Annotated in this window: 23 protein-coding genes and 1 other annotated feature (1 of these 24 running past the window's edge); of the genes, 22 read left to right on the forward strand and 1 reads right to left on the reverse strand. The window is 45.2% G+C overall.

Going from position 1 to position 22407, the window contains the following annotated elements; genetic code table 11:
- Nucleotides 1-34: 34 nt before the first annotated feature.
- The 20 genes from M3636_RS24295 to M3636_RS24390 all read left to right on the forward strand — a co-directional run bounded on the left by M3636_RS24295 (nucleotide 35) and on the right by M3636_RS24390 (nucleotide 19714).
- Nucleotides 35-199, forward strand: a complete 165-nt coding sequence (locus M3636_RS24295) for a hypothetical protein (RefSeq protein WP_164848671.1) — start codon at nucleotides 35-37, stop codon at nucleotides 197-199.
- 159 nt (nucleotides 200-358) lie between these two features.
- On the forward strand, nucleotides 359-850 hold the full coding sequence (locus tag M3636_RS24300) for a YajQ family cyclic di-GMP-binding protein (RefSeq protein ID WP_251384282.1): 492 nt from the start codon (nucleotides 359-361) through the stop codon (nucleotides 848-850).
- 320 nt (nucleotides 851-1170) lie between these two features.
- A complete protein-coding gene (gene pgsA, locus M3636_RS24305; protein WP_128101449.1) occupies nucleotides 1171-1758 on the forward strand; it encodes a CDP-diacylglycerol--glycerol-3-phosphate 3-phosphatidyltransferase in 588 nt (195 codons plus the stop codon).
- A 106-nt stretch (nucleotides 1759-1864) separates the two neighbouring features.
- Nucleotides 1865-3121 (forward strand): competence/damage-inducible protein A, encoded by a 1257-nt coding sequence (locus M3636_RS24310; RefSeq protein ID WP_128101450.1) that lies wholly within the window; start codon nucleotides 1865-1867, stop codon nucleotides 3119-3121.
- A gap of 240 nt (nucleotides 3122-3361) precedes the next feature.
- On the forward strand, nucleotides 3362-4426 hold the full coding sequence (recA, locus tag M3636_RS24315) for a recombinase RecA (protein ID WP_145046399.1): 1065 nt from the start codon (nucleotides 3362-3364) through the stop codon (nucleotides 4424-4426).
- Between the two features lie 252 nt (nucleotides 4427-4678).
- Entirely contained in the window at nucleotides 4679-5419 is a 741-nt protein-coding gene (locus M3636_RS24320) for a regulatory protein RecX (protein ID WP_251384283.1), read from the forward strand.
- Nucleotides 5420-5726: 307 nt separating this feature from the next.
- Nucleotides 5727-7268 carry a ribonuclease Y gene (gene rny / locus M3636_RS24325; protein WP_056700714.1) on the forward strand — a complete coding sequence of 514 codons (1542 nt, stop codon included), beginning with the start codon at nucleotides 5727-5729 and terminating at the stop codon, nucleotides 7266-7268.
- 108 nt (nucleotides 7269-7376) lie between these two features.
- Nucleotides 7377-8171, forward strand: coding sequence for a TIGR00282 family metallophosphoesterase (locus M3636_RS24330; protein ID WP_251384284.1), 795 nt, complete (start codon nucleotides 7377-7379; stop codon nucleotides 8169-8171).
- Between the two features lie 117 nt (nucleotides 8172-8288).
- A complete protein-coding gene (locus M3636_RS24335; protein ID WP_019005392.1) occupies nucleotides 8289-8549 on the forward strand; it encodes a stage V sporulation protein S in 261 nt (86 codons plus the stop codon).
- A gap of 90 nt (nucleotides 8550-8639) precedes the next feature.
- Entirely contained in the window at nucleotides 8640-9617 is a 978-nt protein-coding gene (locus tag M3636_RS24340) for a dipeptidase (RefSeq protein WP_251384285.1), read from the forward strand.
- A 281-nt stretch (nucleotides 9618-9898) separates the two neighbouring features.
- Nucleotides 9899-10471, forward strand: coding sequence for a phosphate propanoyltransferase (pduL, locus tag M3636_RS24345; RefSeq protein ID WP_017689107.1), 573 nt, complete (start codon nucleotides 9899-9901; stop codon nucleotides 10469-10471).
- Between the two features lie 307 nt (nucleotides 10472-10778).
- Nucleotides 10779-12335, forward strand: coding sequence for a tRNA (N6-isopentenyl adenosine(37)-C2)-methylthiotransferase MiaB (gene miaB / locus M3636_RS24350; protein ID WP_251384286.1), 1557 nt, complete (start codon nucleotides 10779-10781; stop codon nucleotides 12333-12335).
- A gap of 315 nt (nucleotides 12336-12650) precedes the next feature.
- Entirely contained in the window at nucleotides 12651-13064 is a 414-nt protein-coding gene (locus M3636_RS24355; RefSeq protein ID WP_285859217.1) for a YlbF/YmcA family competence regulator, read from the forward strand.
- A gap of 235 nt (nucleotides 13065-13299) precedes the next feature.
- The gene (locus M3636_RS24360; protein WP_128101456.1) at nucleotides 13300-13725 is read left to right on the forward strand and encodes a PaaI family thioesterase; all 426 of its coding nucleotides are present in this window, start codon (nucleotides 13300-13302) and stop codon (nucleotides 13723-13725) included.
- 58 nt (nucleotides 13726-13783) lie between these two features.
- Complete coding sequence (locus M3636_RS24365) at nucleotides 13784-14587, forward strand: NUDIX hydrolase (RefSeq protein ID WP_128101457.1); 804 nt, start codon at nucleotides 13784-13786, stop codon at nucleotides 14585-14587.
- A gap of 66 nt (nucleotides 14588-14653) precedes the next feature.
- Nucleotides 14654-15211 carry a cysteine hydrolase family protein gene (locus M3636_RS24370; protein WP_251384287.1) on the forward strand — a complete coding sequence of 186 codons (558 nt, stop codon included), beginning with the start codon at nucleotides 14654-14656 and terminating at the stop codon, nucleotides 15209-15211.
- 199 nt (nucleotides 15212-15410) lie between these two features.
- Nucleotides 15411-16868, forward strand: coding sequence for a nicotinate phosphoribosyltransferase (locus M3636_RS24375; protein ID WP_128101459.1), 1458 nt, complete (start codon nucleotides 15411-15413; stop codon nucleotides 16866-16868).
- Nucleotides 16869-17256: 388 nt separating this feature from the next.
- Nucleotides 17257-17919 carry a hypothetical protein gene (locus tag M3636_RS24380; protein ID WP_251384288.1) on the forward strand — a complete coding sequence of 221 codons (663 nt, stop codon included), beginning with the start codon at nucleotides 17257-17259 and terminating at the stop codon, nucleotides 17917-17919.
- Nucleotides 17920-18063: 144 nt separating this feature from the next.
- Nucleotides 18064-19077 (forward strand): acrylyl-CoA reductase family protein, encoded by a 1014-nt coding sequence (locus M3636_RS24385; RefSeq protein ID WP_251384289.1) that lies wholly within the window; start codon nucleotides 18064-18066, stop codon nucleotides 19075-19077.
- Nucleotides 19078-19159: 82 nt separating this feature from the next.
- Nucleotides 19160-19714 (forward strand): hypothetical protein, encoded by a 555-nt coding sequence (locus M3636_RS24390; RefSeq protein WP_145408792.1) that lies wholly within the window; start codon nucleotides 19160-19162, stop codon nucleotides 19712-19714.
- An 87-nt stretch (nucleotides 19715-19801) separates the two neighbouring features.
- On the opposite strand, the gene M3636_RS24395 is transcribed toward M3636_RS24390, so the two are convergent.
- On the reverse strand, nucleotides 19802-20320 hold the full coding sequence (locus tag M3636_RS24395; RefSeq protein WP_251384290.1) for a MogA/MoaB family molybdenum cofactor biosynthesis protein: 519 nt from the start codon (nucleotides 20318-20320) through the stop codon (nucleotides 19802-19804).
- Nucleotides 20321-20548: 228 nt separating this feature from the next.
- Between M3636_RS24395 and M3636_RS24400 the strand changes: the two genes are divergently transcribed.
- Both M3636_RS24400 and M3636_RS24405 read left to right on the forward strand, forming a co-directional pair.
- Nucleotides 20549-21709 (forward strand): CobW family GTP-binding protein, encoded by a 1161-nt coding sequence (locus M3636_RS24400; protein WP_251384291.1) that lies wholly within the window; start codon nucleotides 20549-20551, stop codon nucleotides 21707-21709.
- 67 nt (nucleotides 21710-21776) lie between these two features.
- Entirely contained in the window at nucleotides 21777-22115 is a 339-nt protein-coding gene (locus M3636_RS24405; RefSeq protein ID WP_251384292.1) for a four-helix bundle copper-binding protein, read from the forward strand.
- 66 nt (nucleotides 22116-22181) lie between these two features.
- Nucleotides 22182-22407: a binding site (T-box leader), on the forward strand; it runs 59 nt beyond the window's last position.

Below are 22407 nucleotides of genomic sequence, written 5' to 3' on the forward strand. Positions count from 1 at the left end.
CAGTTTAATCTTCGGTGAAGCGAGGTGGAAGGCTATGACAGTCAGCTGGATCGTAACAGGTTTAGGGATTATTGTCAGCCTCCTGGGGTATTATTTAACCCCGAGCGCTTGGGGTTACGGAATTTTGGGGTTTGGACTTGCGCATGTGATTTTGGGTGTGCTTGATATGTTCAGACAACCGAACCGCAGCAGGTATTAGGCTATTAGGCAACAGCACGGAAAAGCATTTTTGATCAGCCAACTATGGAGGATCAAGAATGCTTTTTCTATTCCATATCAGCTCTAAAATTAGACTTTTCATTAGGGTATCCTCTATAATGTTACACAGAACATTATGATAACTGAAAGGGTGACCGGTTTGAGTTCAGAAAATTCATTTGATATCGTGTCCAAGATGGACTTGCAGGAACTGACTAATGCCGTAACACAAACGGAAAAGGAAATAGGCACACGTTATGATTTCAAGGGCAGCAAGAGTAGCTTGAAATTGGACAAGGATGCGTTAACCATCGTGTCGGATGACGAGACGAAGCTTAAGTCTGTCATTGATGTGTTGCAATCGAAGATGGCTAAACGAGGACTTCCCCTGAAGAACATTGATTATGGCAAAGTGGAACCAGCTTCCTCAGGGACTGTTCGTCAACGTCTGAGCTTTAAACAAGGCATTGACCAGGATATTGCTAAGAAAATCAATATTTTGATCCGTGATTCCAAGATGAAAGTGAAGAGCCAGATTCAGGGTGATCAACTACGGGTAACTGGAAAAAGTAAGAATGATTTGCAAGCGGTAATGCAAATGTTGAATGGTGCCAATCTACCATTAGATCTGCAGTATACCAACTTTAAATAAGCCAGGCGTTCAGGACGCTTGAAATTCACAGGCGTTTTTTGACACTATAATGGGCGTATATTATACTAAGTGTGCATTGCTGGCAATCAATCATATTAGCCCAGTCATCATCGTTTGCTGACTTTGTGATAAGCAGTACATTTTCTGGAAGTCACCGGAACGTTTAAAACGCATTTACGTTTGAACGGTGGACTTTATTTTTGCGTTTTTACATAGTGAGGCATTTTGCTGAAGTGACTGTACGAATTACAGGTTTCGATGATGTCCTGGGATAAAGATGAGTGTTTGGAGTTATTGGAGGATAAGAGGGAGGGCGTCTTGTGAATTTACCCAACCGGATTACGCTTGCACGAATTTGCTTAATCCCTTTTTTGATGGTGTTTCTGCTCGTGGATTTTCCATTTTATCCAGAGCCGTTGCAGCTTGGAAGCTTCTCGCTTCCTTATAATCAATTGATTGCGGCTGTCATTTTTGTCATTGCAGCAAGTACAGACGGAATCGATGGTTACTTGGCGCGCAAGAACAATATGGTCACTAATCTAGGCAAGTTGCTTGATCCTTTGGCGGACAAGCTGTTAGTGACTGCTGTACTCATTTCGCTCGTGGAAATGGGCAAGTTAGATTCCTGGATCGCTGTCGTAATCATTAGCCGTGAATTTGCAGTAACAGGTCTTCGCCAGATTGCATTGCTCGATGGATCTGTTGTAGCGGCAAGCAATTGGGGCAAGCTAAAAACCGTTGTGCAAATTGTAGCTATTGTATTACTTCTGCTGAATAATTTCCCGTTCTCTTACACGGGGATTCACGTGGATGTTATCGCAGTGTGGGCTGCAGCGATTATAACGATCTGGTCAGGAATTGATTATTTCATTAAAAACAAAAATTTGCTTAATTTATCAAAAGCGTAATCGTTCCGGAAAACGGGTAATTTAGAAGGAACAATTAGTACTAAGGGCAATAGGAAAACATCCTATTGCCCTTTGAATACTCACAGCGTGTACAGGAGGATACAGAATGAAGGCAGAAATCATTGCGGTTGGCACAGAGCTATTGCTTGGACAGATTGTGAATACCAATGCCAGATATTTGTCTCGCGAATTAGCCGCGATCGGAATTGATGTATATTTCCAAACAGTTGTTGGAGACAATCTAAGTCGCCTTAGTGAAGCGATCCGCATTGCTCAGGGTCGTGCAGATGTAATTTTATTTTCCGGTGGCATTGGGCCAACACAGGATGATCTTACGAAGGATGCTTTGGCTGAAGTATTAGGTCGTAAGCTGCATATAGATCGACTAGCGATGGACAAAATAGAAGGCTTTTTCAGGGATCGCAATGTTACTATGACCGAGAATAATCGTCGTCAGGCTATTGTTATCGAAGGGGGAACGCCTCTAGCTAACGAGACGGGGCTTGCAGCGGGAAATGCCATCTCGGACAATGGAAAACATTATGTTGTTATGCCTGGACCGCCTAAAGAGCTGATTCCGATGTTTGAGCAGGAGGTTAAGCCATGGCTCTTCCAGCATGTTCTGACAGAAGAGATGCCGATCTATTCCAGAATGCTGAAGTTTGCAGGTATAGGGGAGTCGGCGTTGGAGGATCGTCTGCTTGATCTGATCGACGGACAGACGGATCCTACAATTGCACCGTACGCAAGCGAAGGGGAGGTTACCGTGCGTGTCTCTACCAAAGCACCTAATGAGGGAGAAGCGAAGGTGAAGCTGGATGCGATGGAAGTTCAGATTCGTGAGCGTTTGCCAGAGCATCTGTACGCTAGTGACGATGTGCCTATTGAGTATACGATTGTTACGATGATGGCTGATATGGGGCTGACTCTTAGTGCTGCTGAGAGCTGTACAGGTGGGCTTGTCATGCAGAGCCTGACATCAATTCCTGGCAGTGCTGCAATTCTCAAAGGCGGAATTGTATGTTACTCCAATGAGATGAAAGAAAAACTGCTGAACGTTCCTCATGATTATCTGGAGGGGGAAGATGCACCCGGAGCGGTAAGTCCTGAAGTTGCTAAAGTATTGGCAGAGCAGGTGCGCATGATTGGTGATGCTAATTTCGGACTAGCTGTTACAGGTGTCGCAGGGCCTGGGTATTCTGAGCGTAAGCCCCCAGGGCTCGTCTTCATTGCTCTAGCCGAACGCGGCAAAGAGACGGAAATTCATGAACTGCGTATTAACGGTAATCGGGAAACGGTTCGCATCCGTTCAACCAAGTCTATCTTGTATCGATTGTGGCGCAAGCTGGTTGAACTAGATTAGTTCTTCCGCTTGGTTTGCTTTTACAGTGCAAAACAAGTATACTTTTAACAGACGGAAGAACCGTAGAATCAGGCGTAGTAGCCTTGTTTACGGTTCTTTTTTCTGTTTAATTCCAGGTTTGCTTGAGGAAGAGGCGCCTCGGCCTTGATAAAAAAAACGAATGTATGTTCGAAAAAAAGCTTGGCAAACGTGTTAAAACAAGGTATCATTATCTTATAAACAGTAAAGGGTGTGAGCATATTGTCAGACCGTCGTGCCGCGCTTGATATGGCGCTCCGTCAAATAGAGAAGCAATTTGGTAAAGGATCCATCATGAAACTGGGTGAGTCGACTCACATGCAAGTGGAAATTATCCCCAGTGGTTCCTTGGCTCTGGATATTGCATTAGGAACAGGCGGCTTGCCTAAAGGCCGGATTGTTGAAATATATGGACCTGAATCTTCTGGTAAAACAACTGTAGCACTCCATGCGATTGCTGAAGTGCAAAAAGTAGGAGGACAAGCTGCATTCATCGATGCCGAGCATGCTCTTGATCCTCAATATGCAAGTAAACTTGGTGTTAACATTGATGAATTGCTTCTGTCTCAGCCAGACACGGGTGAGCAAGGGCTTGAAATTGCAGAAGCACTCGTTCGCAGTGGAGCTGTGGACATTATCGTTATTGACTCCGTTGCTGCATTGGTACCAAAAGCTGAAATTGAAGGCGAAATGGGAGATTCTCACGTTGGTTTGCAGGCACGTCTGATGTCACAGGCGTTGCGTAAATTGTCGGGTGCGATCAGCAAATCCAAAACAATCGCAATCTTCATTAACCAGCTTCGTGAAAAAGTTGGGGTTATGTTTGGTAACCCTGAAACAACACCTGGTGGTCGTGCCTTGAAATTCTACTCCACAGTTCGATTGGATGTTCGTCGGATTGAAAGTATCAAATCAGGCAATGACATTATCGGTAACCGTACACGTGTAAAAGTTGTTAAGAATAAAGTAGCACCACCGTTTAAACAAGCTGAAGTGGATATCATGTACGGTGAGGGTATCTCTAGAGAAGGTAGTATCATTGATATCGGTACAGAACTAGATATCGTTAACAAAAGTGGTGCATGGTATTCCTATGAGGGCGAGCGTCTGGGACAAGGTCGTGAAAATGCGAAGCAATTCATGAAAGAGCACAAAGAAATTGCTCAAGTAATTGAACAAAAAATTCGTGAAGCAAGCAATTTAACGACGCTAGTTCCTGCTCCAACAACTGAGGATCAGCAAAAAGAAGAAGCAGAAGAACAAGAATTGTTTGAAATTAACGAGTAATTTACTGAACTCCTGAGGCTTGTCTGATTGTGACTTGACTGTGCTCAGGAAATAGGTTTGTGGCTCGCATTGTCCAACAGCCTCTGTCCCATGGGACAGAGGCTGTTGGCACGCTAACTCTATAAGATAAGGTCGGGCTGAATTCCCGGCCTTTTATCATAATATCTGATCTCCTGTAGAGAGCAGAGCTATATAAGTTCAACTAAACTTCTTTAGTTGAACCTATATATCAACGATGAAAGGAGATTAAGAATGGACAAATATGATGAGGATTTATTTGAAGAAGCAGAGTTAACGGGGTTATCTCAATTTCCGGATCATGAGGAGCTGACCATTACCCGGGTTGAGCGGTTGCTGAAAGGGCGAGTCGCGCGATATCGGATCGAGTTCGGGATGTACTCAATGACTGTTCTGGAAGATGTAATGATTAAGTATCGGTTGACCCGAGGTAACACATTTGTAAAAAAGGATCTTGAGGAAATTGTTGTGGCTGATGAGCGTCAGCAGACGTATGTTCAGTCTTTGCGATATCTCGAATTCAAGCCACGTACACGTCATGAACTAAGCCAGCGCTTGCGCCAGAAGCAGTTTGCACCTCCGCTAATTGAAGAGGTGCTAGATCGGCTGGAGCAGGAAAAATTGATTGATGATGAAGCATTTGCGAAGGAATGGACACGTCAGCGTATGGAGGGTCAGCGGAAGGGAAAACTGTGGATAAGGCAAGAACTTCGTCAGAAGGGTATTGCCAATGATCTAATTGCTGAAGCTTTGGAAACTGTGAGTGGGGATACAGAATTTGAGACTGCTTTGACCGCAGGGCGGAAGAAGTGGAACCAAGTCAAAGGCGACATTTCTGAGAAAAAACGCAAAACACTTCCTTTTCTGATGCGGCGTGGTTTTCCGATGGATATGGTGCGTCGTGTCGTTAATTGTTTAATTGAAGAAACTGAGGCTAAAGACCCTGATGATGACGACGCTTTACTGTGGGATTAGGAGACAGGACACTCTATGTCGCATTCTCTTGACAATTTCTTTCGTCAAATACTAAAATGGACATGAGTCTTATTGAAATGGAAACCCTTTTTCCTTCCAAAAAAGCGGTTTCGGTTCTTAAGATTTCAATCATTCATGATTATGGGTTCGCTTGAGAGCGGATAGTACGTGGTGAACATGTACACTTGAAATGAAAATCGGCGGGGGATCGCCGTAGGTAATCTTTATTCCCAAACATATGTAAGGCTTGAAAACTGAAAATTGACCCAAGGAATGCCTTGGAGGAATCAACGAGGAGGTGAACAGTATGTACACTGCAATCATGATCGCTCTCGTTGTAGCCGCGCTATTCATTGGGTTCGGAGTAGGATATTTTATTCGCAAATCTCTTGCAGAGGCTAAAATCTCTAGTGCGGAACAAGCTGCCGTACAAATCGTGGAGAACGCGAAAAAAGAGGCAGAGGCACTGAAGAAAGAAACGGTGCTTGAAGCGAAGGATGAAATTCATCGCATTCGCGCCGAGGCTGAAAAAGACACTCGTGAACGTCGGAATGAAATTCAACGACAAGAAAGACGATTGTTGCAAAAAGAAGAGTCGCTGGATAAAAAGATGGAATCACTCGAACGTAAAGAAGAGCAAGTGGCTAACAAAGAGAAACGTATTGATGAGACACAGCAGCAAATTGAAATGATCTACAAAAACCAGGTGACTGAATTGGAGCGTATATCCAATCTCACCATGGAAGATGCACGCAGTATCATACTGTCCAACGTAGAACAGGAAGTTCGTCACGAGACGGCTCAAATGATCAAGGACATCGAACAGCAGGCGAAAGAAGAGGCGGACAAGAAATCTCGCGAGATTATTACGCTTGCTATCCAACGTTGTGCGGCTGATCACGTTGCGGAAACAACAGTATCTGTTGTGACATTGCCGAATGAAGAAATGAAAGGCCGGATTATCGGTCGTGAAGGACGTAACATCCGTGCGCTTGAAACCCTTACGGGAATTGACCTCATTATCGATGATACGCCAGAAGCAGTTATTCTGTCGGGCTTTGACCCGATCCGTCGTGAGATTGCTCGTACTGCCCTTGAGAAATTGGTGGCAGATGGACGAATCCACCCGGCACGTATTGAAGAGATGGTTGAGAAATCTCGTAAAGAAGTGGACGAGCGTATCCGTGAATACGGTGAGCAGGCAACCTTTGAAGTTGGCGTACATGGATTGCACCCAGACTTGATCAAAATTTTGGGACGACTGAAGTTCCGTACAAGTTATGGTCAGAATGTCTTGAAACATTCCATGGAAGTGGCTTACTTGACTGGGCTGATGGCTGGCGAACTCGGAGAAGACGTAACGCTGGCAAGACGTGCAGGTCTATTGCATGACATCGGTAAAGCGCTGGATCACGAAGTGGAAGGATCACACGTCGAAATTGGCGTGGAACTGGCGAAGAAATACAAAGAACATCCTGTAGTAATCAACAGTATCGCTTCCCATCATGGGGATTGCGAAGCGACTTCGGTTATTGCGATGTTGGTTGGCGCAGCAGATGCGCTCTCCGCAGCAAGACCGGGTGCACGCCGCGAAACACTGGAAACGTATATCAAACGACTGGAGAAACTGGAAGAGATTTCAGAATCGTTCGAAGGTGTCGAGAAATCGTACGCTATCCAAGCTGGACGCGAAGTTCGTGTTATGGTACAGCCTGAGAAGATCGACGATGCTGAGGCATTCCGTCTCGCACGTGACATTACGAAGATGATCGAGAATGAACTCGATTATCCAGGTCACATCAAAGTCACCGTTATTCGGGAAACCCGTGCGGTTGAATACGCAAAATAGAGTATTTTGGGAAAAGTGGCCGCAGTGATGGGCCACTTTTCCTGTTGATAACCAAGTATTGCAAGTGTCAGAATCTGAAGTTTTGTAGGGAATGAAGGAGGCAGTACCATGAAAGTTCTGTTTATTGGTGATATTGTAGGTAACGTTGGGCGGAAAGCATTGAAGGAAAATCTTCCGTACCTAAAAAATAAATATAAACCACATGTCATTATTGTGAATGGTGAAAATGCAGCCGCAGGTCGAGGAATTACTGGTGCAATTGCTAACGAATTTTTCAATTGGGGCGTGCATGGAATCACCCTCGGTAACCATACATGGGATAACAAGGACATTTTTGATTTTATAGATGATGAACCACGTATGATTCGCCCAGCGAACTTCCCTCCGGGCACACCAGGAAGAGGGTATACGGTGGTCAAAGGCGAGGGTAAGGAACTTGCCATCGTTAACTTGCAAGGTCGGACTTTCCTACCTGCACTGGACTGCCCATTCCGTGTAGCTGATGAAATTGTAGATGAGCTACGTCAGGATTATAAATGTATTCTCGTGGATATGCATGCTGAAGCCACTTCGGAGAAAATCGCGATGGGATGGCACCTTGATGGACGTGCGTCTCTTGTCGTAGGTACACATACTCATGTACAGAGTAATGATGATCGTATTTTGCCAGGTGGAACTGCTTATCTGACAGATGCCGGTATGGTTGGACCACGTGACGGAATTCTTGGTATGGAGCGTGAAGCGGTTCTCCGTAAGTTCTATACACAACTGCCTGTGCGCTTTGTCGTAGACGACGGCAAATGGCATTTTCACGGCGTGATGGTTGAGATTGATGAATCTACAGGTGCAGCAACACGAATTGAAAAAATCCGCCTGACAGAAGACGAGTGGCGCATGGAATAGGGGCAATGTCCCATTTTGCAAGGAAACCCGTCTAAAAAGAAGGAATTTTTTTGCCTCCCGCGAATAACATCTAGTAAGTGGAAACAAACATTCAACATTCCCAGGGAGGTACTTACCATGGAAGTATTAAAAGTTTCAGCAAAGTCCAATCCCAATTCCGTAGCCGGCGCACTTGCAGGAGTTCTTCGTGAACGTGGAAATGCTGAACTGCAGGCCATTGGAGCGGGAGCACTGAACCAAGCCATTAAAGCGGTAGCGATAGCCCGGGGATTTGTAGCACCAAGCGGAGTTGACTTGATTTGTATTCCAGCTTTTACAGACATTGTGATTGACGGTGAGGATCGAACGGCCATTAAGCTGATTGTGGAGCCCAGATAATACATGCATTCTTAGCATGAACCTGTTTACGAAGTAGACAGGTTTTTTGCGTTCTATTCGCTACATTAGCGTGGAAGAGGGGGAATTGGTATGAAGGAATGGCTCATCGCTGACTATCATTGTGATGTACTTAGTAAAATGTTGACACAGCCGGGAATTTCCTTTCAAGATGCTCCAGAGCTTGATGTGAACTGGCAGCGAATGAAGGATGGCAACATTGGACTGCAAGCATTTGCTGTGTATTTACCCGAAGTGTTGGGCAGAGGTAAGTTTGAACATGTCATGAGCCAGTTAGAAATATACCGTACCCAGGTGGAACGTAGTAACGCACGACCCGAAGGTACACAGACGTTGTTATGGCGTGAACAGCTTACTCAGAAGGCAGGGCAGCCACATCCATGGGGCTTGCTTACGTTGGAAGGTGTAGATGGGCTAGAGGGAAATCTTTTTTATCTGGAGATATGTTATCGGATGGGTGTTCGCATTGTGGGTATAACGTGGAATTATGCCAATTGGGCGGCAGACGGAATTATGGAACAGCGAGGAGCGGGTCTGACGGAGAAAGGCAGGCAGTTGGTTCAACGTTGTAATCAGATAGGGATGTTGCTAGACGTGTCACACTTGAGTGAAAAGGGCTTTTGGGAGCTCGCCGATCTTAGTGAACGTCCTTTCATAGCATCACACTCCAACAGCTATACGGTATGTCCGAATGTACGTAATCTGAAGGATGATCAGATTCGTGCGATTATTACACGGGATGGCCGAATAGGACTCACGTTTGTCCCTTGGTTTGTGAAGCAGGAAGGTGATGTTCAGATCGAGCATTTATTGCCACATATTGAACAGATCTGCTCTCTAGGTGGTCAGCATCATTTGATGCTTGGGTCTGATTTTGACGGAATTTCTACATATATCGAACAGCTTGAACACGCAGGACACTATCCGAAATTAATCAATACGCTATGCAAGCACTACGATGAATCCTTAGTTCGCGGCTGGATCTGGGGTAACGGTGTGAGCTATTTGAGCAAAAACTTACCTGAGATCGAACCCGTAGGAAAACGGTAAAGTTTAAATAAAGTCCTAAGGGACATGATGATCTAAGTGAAATGTGCATCTGAAAGGAAAGTACATGTTATCTCATGTTATAAGCTCATAACTATTTAATGGAAAAGTGTAAGGTTCATTAAACCGCAGATTTTCCAAAAACAGGTTTGAATTCAGGTAAAATAAGTGTATTTCATGAATTTTCATCAGTTCGTTTTCATTTCACTGCAAAAAGGAGTATAATACCATTGGATTGTTAAGAGCCTAATGAGGCCATAGATAAACAAGGAGTGAAATTCACAATGAGTAAAACAGTACCTGTGGGCGTATCAGCCCGCCACATTCACGTATCCCAAGAGCACGTTGAAATTTTGTTCGGTAAAGGTTATGAATTGACTGAGTTTAAACCTCTGTCCCAACCTGGACAATACGCTGCTAACGAAACAGTAGCTGTAATTGGTTCCAAAGGACAGTTCGATAAAGTGCGTATCCTCGGTCCAGTTCGTCCTGAAACACAGCTGGAAATTTCGATGACAGATTCCTTCGCTATTGGTGTTAAAGCACCTGTACGCGAGTCTGGAAGCATTGAAGGTACACCAGGCATTACAATTAAAGGACCAGCTGGCGAAGTAACGATCGATAAAGGTGTTATTGTTGCCGCTCGTCACATTCACTTCCATACGTCTGATGCTGCTAAATGGGGCATTGAGGACAAACAAATGCTGAAAGTTCGTCTGGGCGGAGATCGTGGTCTGGTACTGGAAAATGTACTGGCTCGTGTATCTGATTCCTTTGCATTGGACATGCATATTGACACTGATGAAGCAAATGCAGCTGGCGCACGTAATGGTGATACTGCTGAAATCATCGACTAGTCATTTGTAATGTGTCAATTGTGGAGTGGCCTTGGCACTCTATTAATACAACAACCCGAGCATACCTTATAGCTGGATATTCCAGCGGGGCTCGGGTTTTTTGTTGCATTTGAAGTACAGACAGGAGACTCATTCGTCATCTGTTAGAGGAGAGGGCGTGTGCGCTTTGCAGGTGGAACTAGAGCCCAATACATGTTATAATTTACTGTAATGCTCTTTTGAATCATGGAATATAAAGCTTATATGCGAACTAGAGATGGACTAACGAATTTTTATGAATAGAGGCTGTAAGGAGTGACCGAAGGAAATGGCTAAAGACTCAAAAAAGGACTACTCCCAATATTTTGATTTCTCCGATGCCAAAGTAATTTCGCAAGATGAATTCAGCAAAAAGATTCGAATTCGGGGTCGGGATATTAATATCAAATCGGAGCCGAATCATCGTCAGGAGAAACAGCGGGGCAAGGAAGACGTACAGGTACTATACGACAACGCCATTCCAGATGAACTGAAAAACATAGGAAAAGGCAAACACTATATCGTATATACGTACGGCTGTCAGATGAACGAGCATGATTCCGAAACGATCAAAGGATTATTGGAATCCATGGGATACCAGTCCACAGAAGATCGCAAAGAGGCAGACATTATTCTGCTGAATACATGTGCGATTCGAGAAAATGCGGAAGATAAAGTATTCGGCGAGCTGGGACATCTGAAAACGCTCAAACTCGAACGTCCAGGACTACTGCTTGGTGTGTGCGGCTGTATGTCTCAGGAAGAAGGCGTCGTTAACCGGATTATGCAGAAACATGGATTTGTCGATATGATCTTTGGTACGCATAATGTACACCGATTGCCACATCTGATTCAGGAAGCTCTGTTCAGCAAAGAGATGGTCGTTGAAGTATGGTCCAAAGAGGGCGATATCATTGAAAACCTGCCGAAAAAACGCGAAGGTATGCGCGGGTGGGTGAACATTATGTACGGCTGCGACAAGTTCTGTACATATTGTATCGTTCCATTTACGCGAGGCAAAGAGCGCAGTAGACGACCAGAAGATGTGATCGCTGAGGTTCGAGAGCTGGCAAGACAGGGATTCAAAGAGATTACATTACTAGGTCAGAACGTAAATGCTTACGGTAAAGACTTCACTGATCTGAAATACAGCTTCGGTGACTTGATGGATGACATTCGCAAGATTGATATTCCACGGGTACGTTTCACGACCAGTCATCCACGTGACTTTGATGATCGCCTGATCGAGGTATTAGCCAAAGGTGGTAACTTGGTTGAGCATATTCATCTTCCAGTGCAATCAGGAAGTACAGAAGTGCTCAAACGTATGAGTCGTAAGTATAATCGGGAACACTATCTGCAGCTTGCAAACAAAATTAAAACAGCCATTCCGGATGTCGTGTTGACTACCGACATTATCGTTGGTTTCCCTGGAGAAACGGATGAGCAGTTTGAAGATACATTGTCACTCGTTCAAGAAGTCGGTTATGACTTCGCATATACCTTTATCTACTCTCCGCGTGAGGGTACGCCAGCAGCGGTGATGGAGGATAATGTACCGATGGAAGTGAAAAAGGAACGTCTGAAACGGTTGAATGAAACGATCAACGAGTATAGCCAGAGCAGTAATGAGAAACAGCGTGGCAAAGTGGTAGAAGTTCTCGTTGAAGGGGAAAGCAAACGGAATTCAAATGTTCTGGCAGGACGGACACGTAGCAATAAATTGGTTCATTTTGAAGGATCCAAGGATTTGATCGGTACTTTCGTACATGTAGAGATCACAGATCCGATGACGTTCTATATTCGCGGTAATCTGCTCAACGAGCCAGTAGCTGCGAACCAGTAATATATCAATATCAGTACCCACAACCAATAAGATGGAATGATGCGATGTGCACGGAGCTAATACGGCGGATGTAGCGAAAGGATCGGAATCGATTCTGTAGAAGCGAAGCGCTCGCCTTTGTCCCTGTATTTTACCCATTGAATATCTAATCAAAAAATACAGGGACAACAGCGATCGAAAGAACGATCCGAGCATGCAGCGGTCACATAAGCAGTCATAGTGGCTCGGTGCAGAACGTGTATTCCATCTTATATTATCTCATAGAATGGAGCGATTTCAGTGGCGCAGGAGCAAGTGCAGTACAACCATTATGGTATGCCGACCTACGATACGCGCAATCTGGTCATACGCGACGATATTATGGGAAAAGCCAAAGAATTGGCGGATATGCTCGGAACCAGCGAGGAAGTGAAGCAGTTCCAACAAGCAGAATCCAAAATTCGCGACCATGAGCGCATTCAGCAGTTGATTGCAACAATTAAGAAAAAGCAAAAAGAGATTGTTGCCTTCGAAAGTTTCAAAAATGCTGATATGGTAAACAAGATTGAACAGGAAATTACTGATTTGCAGGATGAACTGGACAGCATCCCATTGGTAACTGAATTTCAGCAAAGCCAGAGTGATATTAACTATCTGCTTCAGCTTGTAATTTCTGTTATTCGGGATACAGTCTCAGAGAAAGTAAATGTAGAAGCTGGCACGGATTCACCTCCGACGAGCTGCGGTTAAGTTGTAGAAGGGTGCGGACGCAGTCCGCGCCTTTTTGATGTATAATACGTGTGTTTATTTTCGGAACAGTCTCTTATAGGACGAAGCAGGGAACAGACTCGAATGTAATTAGATATTATATTGAGAGGCTCCACTTCGTGGGGTTATTTTGTGTGAGATCATGCTGTAGAAGCTTCATCCAAACACAGGACATCAAGAGTGAAATACACCAAAGAGAATAAAGGGGAAATCAATAATGAGTATTTTGGACAAAATGGTTGAAGAGGGCGAAGGGCGATTCTGGGGCTTCCTAGGCTGTCGTTATATTAAAGGTGATGAAAAAGAAGTACAGATTGGACTCACCGCAGGTGAGCACCATACCAATTCCATGGGCATTATCCATGGGGGTGTACTGACATCTCTGATGGATCAGGCGATGGGAATGGTAGCAACCGTTGCAATGGACGTGGACAGTTGTGTAACGACGAATCTGAATGTACATTTCCTAGCTCCGATGAAACAAGGGGAATTAATTGTAGCCTCAACGGTACTGCATCAAGCAGGACGCAGCGTTACAACGCAATCTGAGGTTCGAGATGCTACCGGTACACTCGGTTGCATGGCAACAGCGACATTCCGTATTGCAGGGGTTAGGAAACAAACGACAGAATCCAAAGGTTGACAAAAGAATTTATTATGTCATAATGAAATTATCAAATTGAAAATAGTCGGTGGTGCCCATGAGCGAAAACTACGAACACTTAAATGCTGATAGCGATGAACAAGCGGCTCGTGCTTATAGTTCCAAGAAATATCGTACTCCCGATGGTGTGCCTGCGGATATCGTCATGTTCACCTTGACCAAACGAGAGCGGAAGACGGTCACGAAGACTCTCCCTATTCGGGAACTCAAGGTTATGTTAATTAAACGCAAAGGATGGCCATTTGCGGGAAGATGGGCTCTGCCAGGTGGATTTTGTCAAGAGAACGAATCGATCTACGATGCTGCGAAGCGAGAATTGATGGAGGAAACCGGTGTCGATGGTGGTCATTTAGAATATCTGAATGTATATAGTCAGCCGGGGCGTGATCCACGGGGTTGGATTATCTCGCACGCGTTCTTTGCACTTGTGGAGGAATGGATGCTGGAACACCGTCAGGCAGCAGATGATGCAGAAGATGTTGGACTATTTACGATCCAAGAAGCGCTCGGGGAGCTTGAGCTCGCGTTTGATCATCGAACCATTATAGAGGATGCGTATCGCCGGATTCAGCAACAGATGCTGGAAACGACGATTGCACGTCAGTTTCTTCCACGTGATTTCACGTTAAGTGAATTATACCAGGTCATTCAGAGTGTTGTCCCTGATTTTGAAGAACCAAATTTCATCCGTAAGATTACCTCAACGCGTAGTCGTAAAGGGATCGTAGAAGAAGTAAGAGATGAAGAGGGCAACCTCCTCAGTTCCAATCAATATTCACAGCGTCCGGCGCAGCTCTACCGTTTCACAGAACTTGTGCCTCGCTTATCTATTTATACGTAACTGGTCAAGTTAACCTTAGGATTGAATCAGGCTCAGACTATTCTCAAAATAAAGGGAGTGCAGACGATGAAAGCATTGATTGTCATCGATTTTACCCGAGATTTTGTGACAGGCGCTTTGCCTGTTGGTGGGCCGGCAGTTGAGATCGAAGAGACTGTGGCTGCAATTACTGAGAATTACTGTGATCATAAGCATGAAGTCGTTATGGCTGTAGATTTGCACGAGCAGAATGATCCATATCATCCGGAGACGACACTTTTCCCGCCTCATAACATTAGGGATACAGAGGGAAGGCTACTATATGGACGCTTAGCCCAAGTGATGGAGGATCGGAAAGAGCATATTCGTTGGATGGATAAGACGAGATATAGCGCCTTCTGTGGAACAGATCTGGAGCTTAGGCTCAGGGAACGCGGAATTACAGATATTGCACTCATAGGAGTGTGCACGGATATATGTGTATTACATACAGCGGTGGATGCCTACAACAAAGGCTTTCACATCACGGTGTATGAAGATGCTGTAGCCAGCTTTAACGCTGCTGGACATGAGTGGGCACTAGAACATTTCCGTTCTAGTCTGGGGGCTCAAGTTGTGAAAGCAAGCGAGACTATTCTTACATGATAGCTTAATGAATCCTGTTAGCTGTATTTGTGTTAGATTAGCGTTAAATATGGTGAATGAAAATAAACTGGAGACTTTTTGAGATTAACAACGAACTTGGTTAATGTCACTGTAAGTCGTGAAGAGAGTCTCCACATGTTAACCTGTGTTCAGAGGTAATGCCTATGAACATGAGCGGAAGTCAGAGAGGATGAGACAAATGCAGACGACTAGCCTGGCTTTACATACAGATAAATATCAGATCAATATGATGTATGCCCACTGGGTGAATGGAACTCACAAGCGAAAAGCGGTATTTGAAGCGTATTTCCGCAAGCTTCCGTTTGGAAACGGATATGCTGTTTTTGCCGGATTGGAACGCATTGTGAATTACATCAGCCAGCTTCGTTTTAACATGGACGACATCAAGTATTTATCCAAACAAGAGGAAAATTACGATCCTGTCTTTCTGGAAGAATTGCTCCAGTTTTCATTTCAGGGCACAATTCATTCGATGAAGGAAGGAGCAATCGTATTCCCTGATGAACCGCTTATTCGGGTAGAAGGCTCTATTATGGAGACGCAACTTGTGGAGACGGCGATACTTAACTTCATGAATTATCAAACATTGATTGCTACGAAGGCTTCGCGGATCAAGCAAGTAGCAAGCCAAGATACCTTACTCGAATTCGGAACAAGACGTGCACAGGAAGCGGATGCGGCGATCTGGGGAGCACGTGCGTCTTACGTTGCTGGCTTCCATGCTACATCCAATATGCTGGCAGGAGAGCGGTTCGGCATCCCAACGGCGGGAACACATGCTCATTCTTGGGTACAGAGCTTCATGAGCGAGCAGGAGGCCTTTGACGTGTATGCCAAAGTGTTACCAGATCAGGTGACCTTGCTGGTAGATACGTTTGATACCCTGAACAGCGGTGTGCCTCATGCAATCAAAACAGCTAAAATGCTGGAGAGTCAAGGCAAGAGAATGAATGCAATTCGTCTCGATAGTGGTGACTTGGCGTATCTGTCCATTCAAGCACGTCAAATGCTGGATGAAGCAGGGCTCGATTATGTGAAAATTGTAGCTTCTAACGATCTCGATGAGAATACCATCTTCAACCTGAAGGCTCAAGGCGCACGTATTGATACTTGGGGCGTCGGTACACAGCTGATTACGGCTTCTGACCAGCCTTCTCTGGGCGGCGTCTATAAGTTGGTAGAACGTGAAGTTGATGGTGGTGAGATGCTACCTACGCTTAAAATATCAGCCAATCCCGAAAAAGTGTCCACGCCAGGTAAAAAGGAAGTATTCCGGATCATTGATCCGAAACATGGCAAAGCAATCGCAGATTATATCTGTTATCCGGGTGAAGAGCAGCCATTGCAGGGTGGGCCGCTCAAGTTGTTCAACCCGCTACACCCTTATCTGAAGAAGACGGTGACCCGCTACGAAGCGATTAACATGTTGGAGCCTATCTTCGTAAATGGACGTAAAGTATACGAGTTACCAACTTTGGATGAGATCCGTAGCTACCACCGGGAACAGATGAACCTTTTCTGGCCAGAATATCAACGGAAGCTTAATCCAGAGATTTATCGCGTAAACATCAGCCCGGCAGCTTGGAATATGAAACAGAAGCTGATTGCAGAGCATGTTCAATCCACAGAGGAATAGCACCAAAACATAGAGTAAGGCATAACCGGAGAGTTACTCGGCTTATGCCTTTTTTTCATCGGTATGTTCATTCTGGGTCCATTGGTGAACTAGGGATGGTGAACCTAAGAGGTTTCGTTCCTATCGAAGTTGTGTGATTCATCATGGACAAGAAGGCGGAGCATTGCGATATACTACGTGTAACGGAAGCTCATGATAAGTGTAATAGTAGGCGGAAATGAATGGATTATTTCTCGGGAAAGCGCAGGAGACGCCAAATCTTGCAATAGGCATAGTTCTTGTTTCGACATATCGTACCTCTCTTTACCAAATAACCTCATCGCTCAGCCGCTGGATTGCTGTTTCAAGCAAACATTCGTGGGGGATGAAAGATAGAGGAGGTGTACATATGAGATGGGTTTTGGGATTGGTATGGGTAGCTTTTATCATCTATGCGTGGTTATGGGCACCAGGACAGCCGCCAGGAGATGACCCTATATTTGGAGAACTGATTACGATGCAGAGCAGGGAACCGTGGCTACTTGTCGTATTTTCGTGGCTGGGGATATTCCCCGCGATCTACGCTTGCTTATTATTACGGACATCCCCTCAAGAGCGAGGTAGTCGCTTTCCAGCATGGCCGTTTGTAATACTATCGTTTGGGTTGGGAGCATTTGCGCTATTGCCTTATTTTGCGTGGGTCTCAGCACACAAGTTAACTCCAGCATACACAAGCTTATCCTTTAGCAGTGATCGTAGGTCAGGTATTCGTCGATTGGCAGGAAATAACTTAACGCATGGAATTTTGCTGTTATTGACCCTGGGGACGTTCTTTTATGGACTGAAACAGGGCAATGCCACAGCATATTGGGAAGCGTTCAGCCAATCTTCATTTGTACACATTATGACTATTGATTTTGTTGTATTGTCCTTGCTATCTGTGTTTGCCATCTATAGAGATGCTGTTAATAGCAGACGTTCACAGGCTTGGGCGTGGATTGGCGTTGTTCCGCTGGTCGGGCCGTTAGTGTACCTTTTAACAAGTAGCAGATCGAGTGAAGCAGTAAGGTGATATGGATTATCGGTAACCGGGAAAACGAAACTTATGAATTCTTGTGATGAATATTTAACTACATGAATTGAATTTCATTCTACTTAGCTGCTTTTGAAATGAGTTGCTTCAAAAAAATAAGAAAACCATTAGGAGAGGATAACGATGGAGAACACTTTTCCAGCATACGTAGTAAGGAAAGAACAAGATGGCGCGGTCAAGGCTGCAATAGAACAGCTCAGAAAAGAGGACCTGCCCAACGGAGACGTTACACTACAGGTTCAATATTCCAGTGTCAATTACAAGGATGGACTTGCGACGATTGAAAAAGGAGGCGTTGTGCGTGAATATCCAATAGTGCCTGGTATAGACCTTGCGGGAACTGTGGAGGAATCGGTGAGTGGACGATTTGCCCCAGGTGACCGTGTAATCAGTACCGGTTTTGAGCCAGGGGTATCTCACTTTGGTGGATATAGTCGGTATGCACGTCTCCGTAGTGAATGGCTGGTTCCACTGCCACCAGGTCTAAGCGAAAAGGAAGCGATGGCGATTGGAACAGCAGGTTTTACTGCAGCGCTTTCAGTCGATGCTATGGTTCAAGCGGGCGTAACCCCTGAGATGGGCAAAATTTTGGTGACAGGTGCAACGGGTGGTGTTGGGAGTATGGCAGTAGCCATCCTTGCTAAGCTAGGATACGAGGTGACTGCCAGCACGGGCAAAAAAGAGCAGCAAGAGCAGCTGCTCCGGGATTTAGGAGCTTCACACGTCATTTCACGAGAAGAAGCAGACATGCCAGCCAAAGGAGCACTAGGCAAGCAATTGTGGGCAGGCGTAGTTGATCCTGTTGGAGGCGCAGCGCTGGCTGAACGGTTAAAACAGATCCAGTATGGGGGAGTGGTTGCCGTATCGGGACTAACTGGGGGGACAGCATTTGAGTCGACGGTGCTTCCATTTATTTTGCGAGGCATTCAGCTCATCGGTATTGATTCAGTGTATTGCCCTATGGAACGTCGGGAACGGTTATGGAAGCTGCTTGGCGATGAGTGGAAACCGGATCGTGCACTTGAATTAGGCATTCAAGAGATTACATGGGAACAGTTGCCTCAGACATTGGGAGCAATTCTGCAAGGAGAAGCGGTTGGGCGCACGGTTGTAAATACAACGGAAACATCAGGTTAATATCGAATAAGATTCGATTCTATTAGACATGCTAACTCTACCATAGGATGTCACGACACTGTGACGGAAGGGAAGAGGTAGCGTGGATACTACAACTCAAGGTCGATCACCTAAAGTGAAGCAATGCGCAATAACACGAACAAGCCTCATGTTAGGATTAAGCATTTCGCTGCTCGCAGGTTGTTCATCATCCTCCACTTCACAGGAAGTTAAAATCTATTCCGGGCAAGCTACAAACGAAGGGAATATTCGTGCGAAGTCGCAGGGGCATGGTCTGAACGGAGCTTTTATACAAGAGTTGGATCGAGCATTCAACGAAAAAGGTATAAAGCTGATGAACAACATGTCTGCTGATGATGGTGAGGGTGGAATTACGTACATGTATCTGCTGAACGGAAGTGGAAGACATGTTGTAAAAGTTCATATTTTTGCCGACGATCATACGCGGACACTTCGCATGCAAGAGATGTATGGTAACGCGGAGGATCAGGCTGTAGTGCAGAATGTGTTGGGCAAAACAACGATTCGTAGTAAAGGTTATGTAGCTATGGTCTACACTGCTTCAGGTGGGCAAAAGGATGTCTATGAGGATGAAGTATTGCAGGTGTTCGATCATATGTTAAATAAATTGGACTAAAGCATTACTGTCTTCTTCGTTCCTGTGTAATAAAAAAACAATTACAACAAAACGATTACAGCAAAATATACAAACCCGTCTGAGCTCTCAGACGGGTTTGTATATTTCTCGCATCACATGTCGTAACTCAGGCAAAATGAGCTTTTCCATAGCTAGCTTGACCGCTCCTCTGGAACCAGGCATAGAGAACACGGCTGTACGCCCAATCGTTCCTGCCACAGCCCGGCTGAGAATAGCTGCAGAGCCAATATCCTCTGTATAGCTAAGGAAGCGGAAGATTTCACCGAATCCTGGCAACTCTTTATCTAACAGTGAGGACACAGCCTCGTATGTTGTATCTCTAGGTGCAATGCCAGTTCCTCCGCTAAGCAGCACTGCTTCAATATCATCGCGAACAGCTGCATCCTGCAGGATCGCTTGAATCCGATCGGCTTCATCAGGTGTGATAATGTAGTCGATAACTTGGTAGCCTGCTTCAGATAAGAGCTGATGCATCAGCTGACCGCTTGTGTCTGTATCCTTCGTCCGAGTATCCGAAACGGTGACAATCATACATGAAACCGTGTTAGGGGCTTCCTGACGATGTTGTTCCACTGAATTAATCATCTTAAACGATCCTCCTCATTTCATGTCTCCATAGCATAGACCATCCAGCGAAATCAGGCAATGCAAAGAGCACAGGGCTGCGTGCATATTGCAAAGCGAATCCTACTTGGTGTACACTCGCAAAGAAGTGTCTGAAAACTCCGAGGGACTCACTTCAACGCATTTTCAGACATGCCCTAAGATAGAAATCGATCAGATTTGATGGTCAGGCTAAAGAGGTGTATAACGATGAATGAAACTGTTGTAAAAGATCAATCCATCCCTGTATATATATTGTCAGGCTTTTTGGGAAGCGGTAAGACAACCCTGCTCGTTCAATTGATTGAACATTGGAAGCAACAAGGATTACGCCCTGCTGTTGTCATGAATGAGTTAGGTGAAGTGAATTTAGATGGACAAGTTGTAGATTCCTCGGTTCCAATGACCGAAATGCTAGGTGGATGTATATGTTGCACGGTGCGCGGAGACTTAGGACTACAGCTTGCTGAACTTGTGCAGACGGAATCTCCTGATGTTATCATTATCGAGGCAACGGGAGCAGCCAATCCGATGGAAATTCTCGATGCGGTGACAGAAACGTCACTATACATGCGTATAGAGCTGAAGAGTTTGATTACCGTAGTAGATGCTGCGCATTTGTCTGGATTGTATCTGGAACAGAAGGGTCAGACATACAAGCTGATGCAGGAGCAGATTCGCTGCGCTTCCGTATTGTTATTGAACAAAATAGATCGTGTGAACGAACAAGAACTAGACAGCTTGAAGAAATTACTCGCAAAATGGAATGCCTATGCCCCGGTCATGCCTACAGTTAAATGTGAGGTTGACCTAGATATGCTTCTTCGCAGCGGATCTGCTGTCCACGGCAAGGCATCGCCTAATAAATCAGAGCAGCACCACAGTGAAGAACACCATATTCATACGGAAGCTTGTGCAGCTCATGGATGTACCCATGGACAGCATGAGTCATCGCTGGATAATCCGGTAGGACACCGTCACGTCCATGAGCATTTCGAAGGCTCTCACGGTGACCATTCCCATGATCATAAAAACCAGCACAACCATGACGGTAATCATCAGCCTCATCCGCACGCGTCGCATGAACATGTGATGGTGTATACCCATTATTTCAGTGCCCCGGTGAATAGTGAGGCATTTGAATCGTTTGTGTCACAATTGCCCCGGGATGTGTATCGTGCAAAGGGAATTTTGACTTTTAGCGATACAGCCAGCCGGTTTTGGTTCCAGTACGCTTATCGTGAGTCAGACTACATGAAAATCACCCCTCAGGGCGATGTACCTAATGTTGCGGTGTTCATCGGTGAGCATTTTGATCAAACGGTTATCCGAAACCAGTTACTCGCACTAGAAGCGGTAAAAACAGTGTAATGATTCAAGGGACCTCCCGGCTGGGTATTAAGATGCATAGGAAACTTTGCCTGGGAGGTAACTTTAAATGACACAACAACAAATTCAACAATGTATTGATGCTTGCCTGGAGTCCATGAATGCTTGCAACGTATGTTACATATCAAGTTTGAAAGAATATGATTTAGCCATGCTGCGTGATTGCATTCGTTTGAGTCGGGAATGTGCAGAGATCTGTGGTTTTGCTGCACAAGCGATGACACGTGGAAGTGATTTTATCGCCGAAATTTGTGACTTATGTATAAAAGCATGTGAAGCCTGCGCGGCGGAATGTGAGAAGCATAGACATGATCATTGCCAAGCCTGTGCGGAAGCTTGCCGTAAATGTGCAGAGTCGTGCCGCATGATGGCGTTAGTCGTGGCATAATCATTCATAAGCCATTTGCCAAAGTAGAACTCAGTCTGTATAATGATGGCAATGAATTGAAACTTACCAATATCTGTGATCAGGAGAGTAACCAGACCCATACATGACAGCGAGCCGGAGCGGGTGGAAGCCGGTATGAAATGATCTGTGTGAAACGCACCTGTGAGATGGTTGTCCGAAGTGATGTTTACATGTCTGCAGTATTGTAACTCATCAGTGTGAGGGTAATCCGGCATGCGGCCGTTAATCGCACCGAGCGGAACAGTAATAGGACGAATTATTCGTGTACCTA

It is taken from the genome of Paenibacillus sp. MER 99-2, assembly GCF_023714095.1.
Classification (GTDB): Bacteria; Bacillota; Bacilli; order Paenibacillales; family Paenibacillaceae; genus Paenibacillus.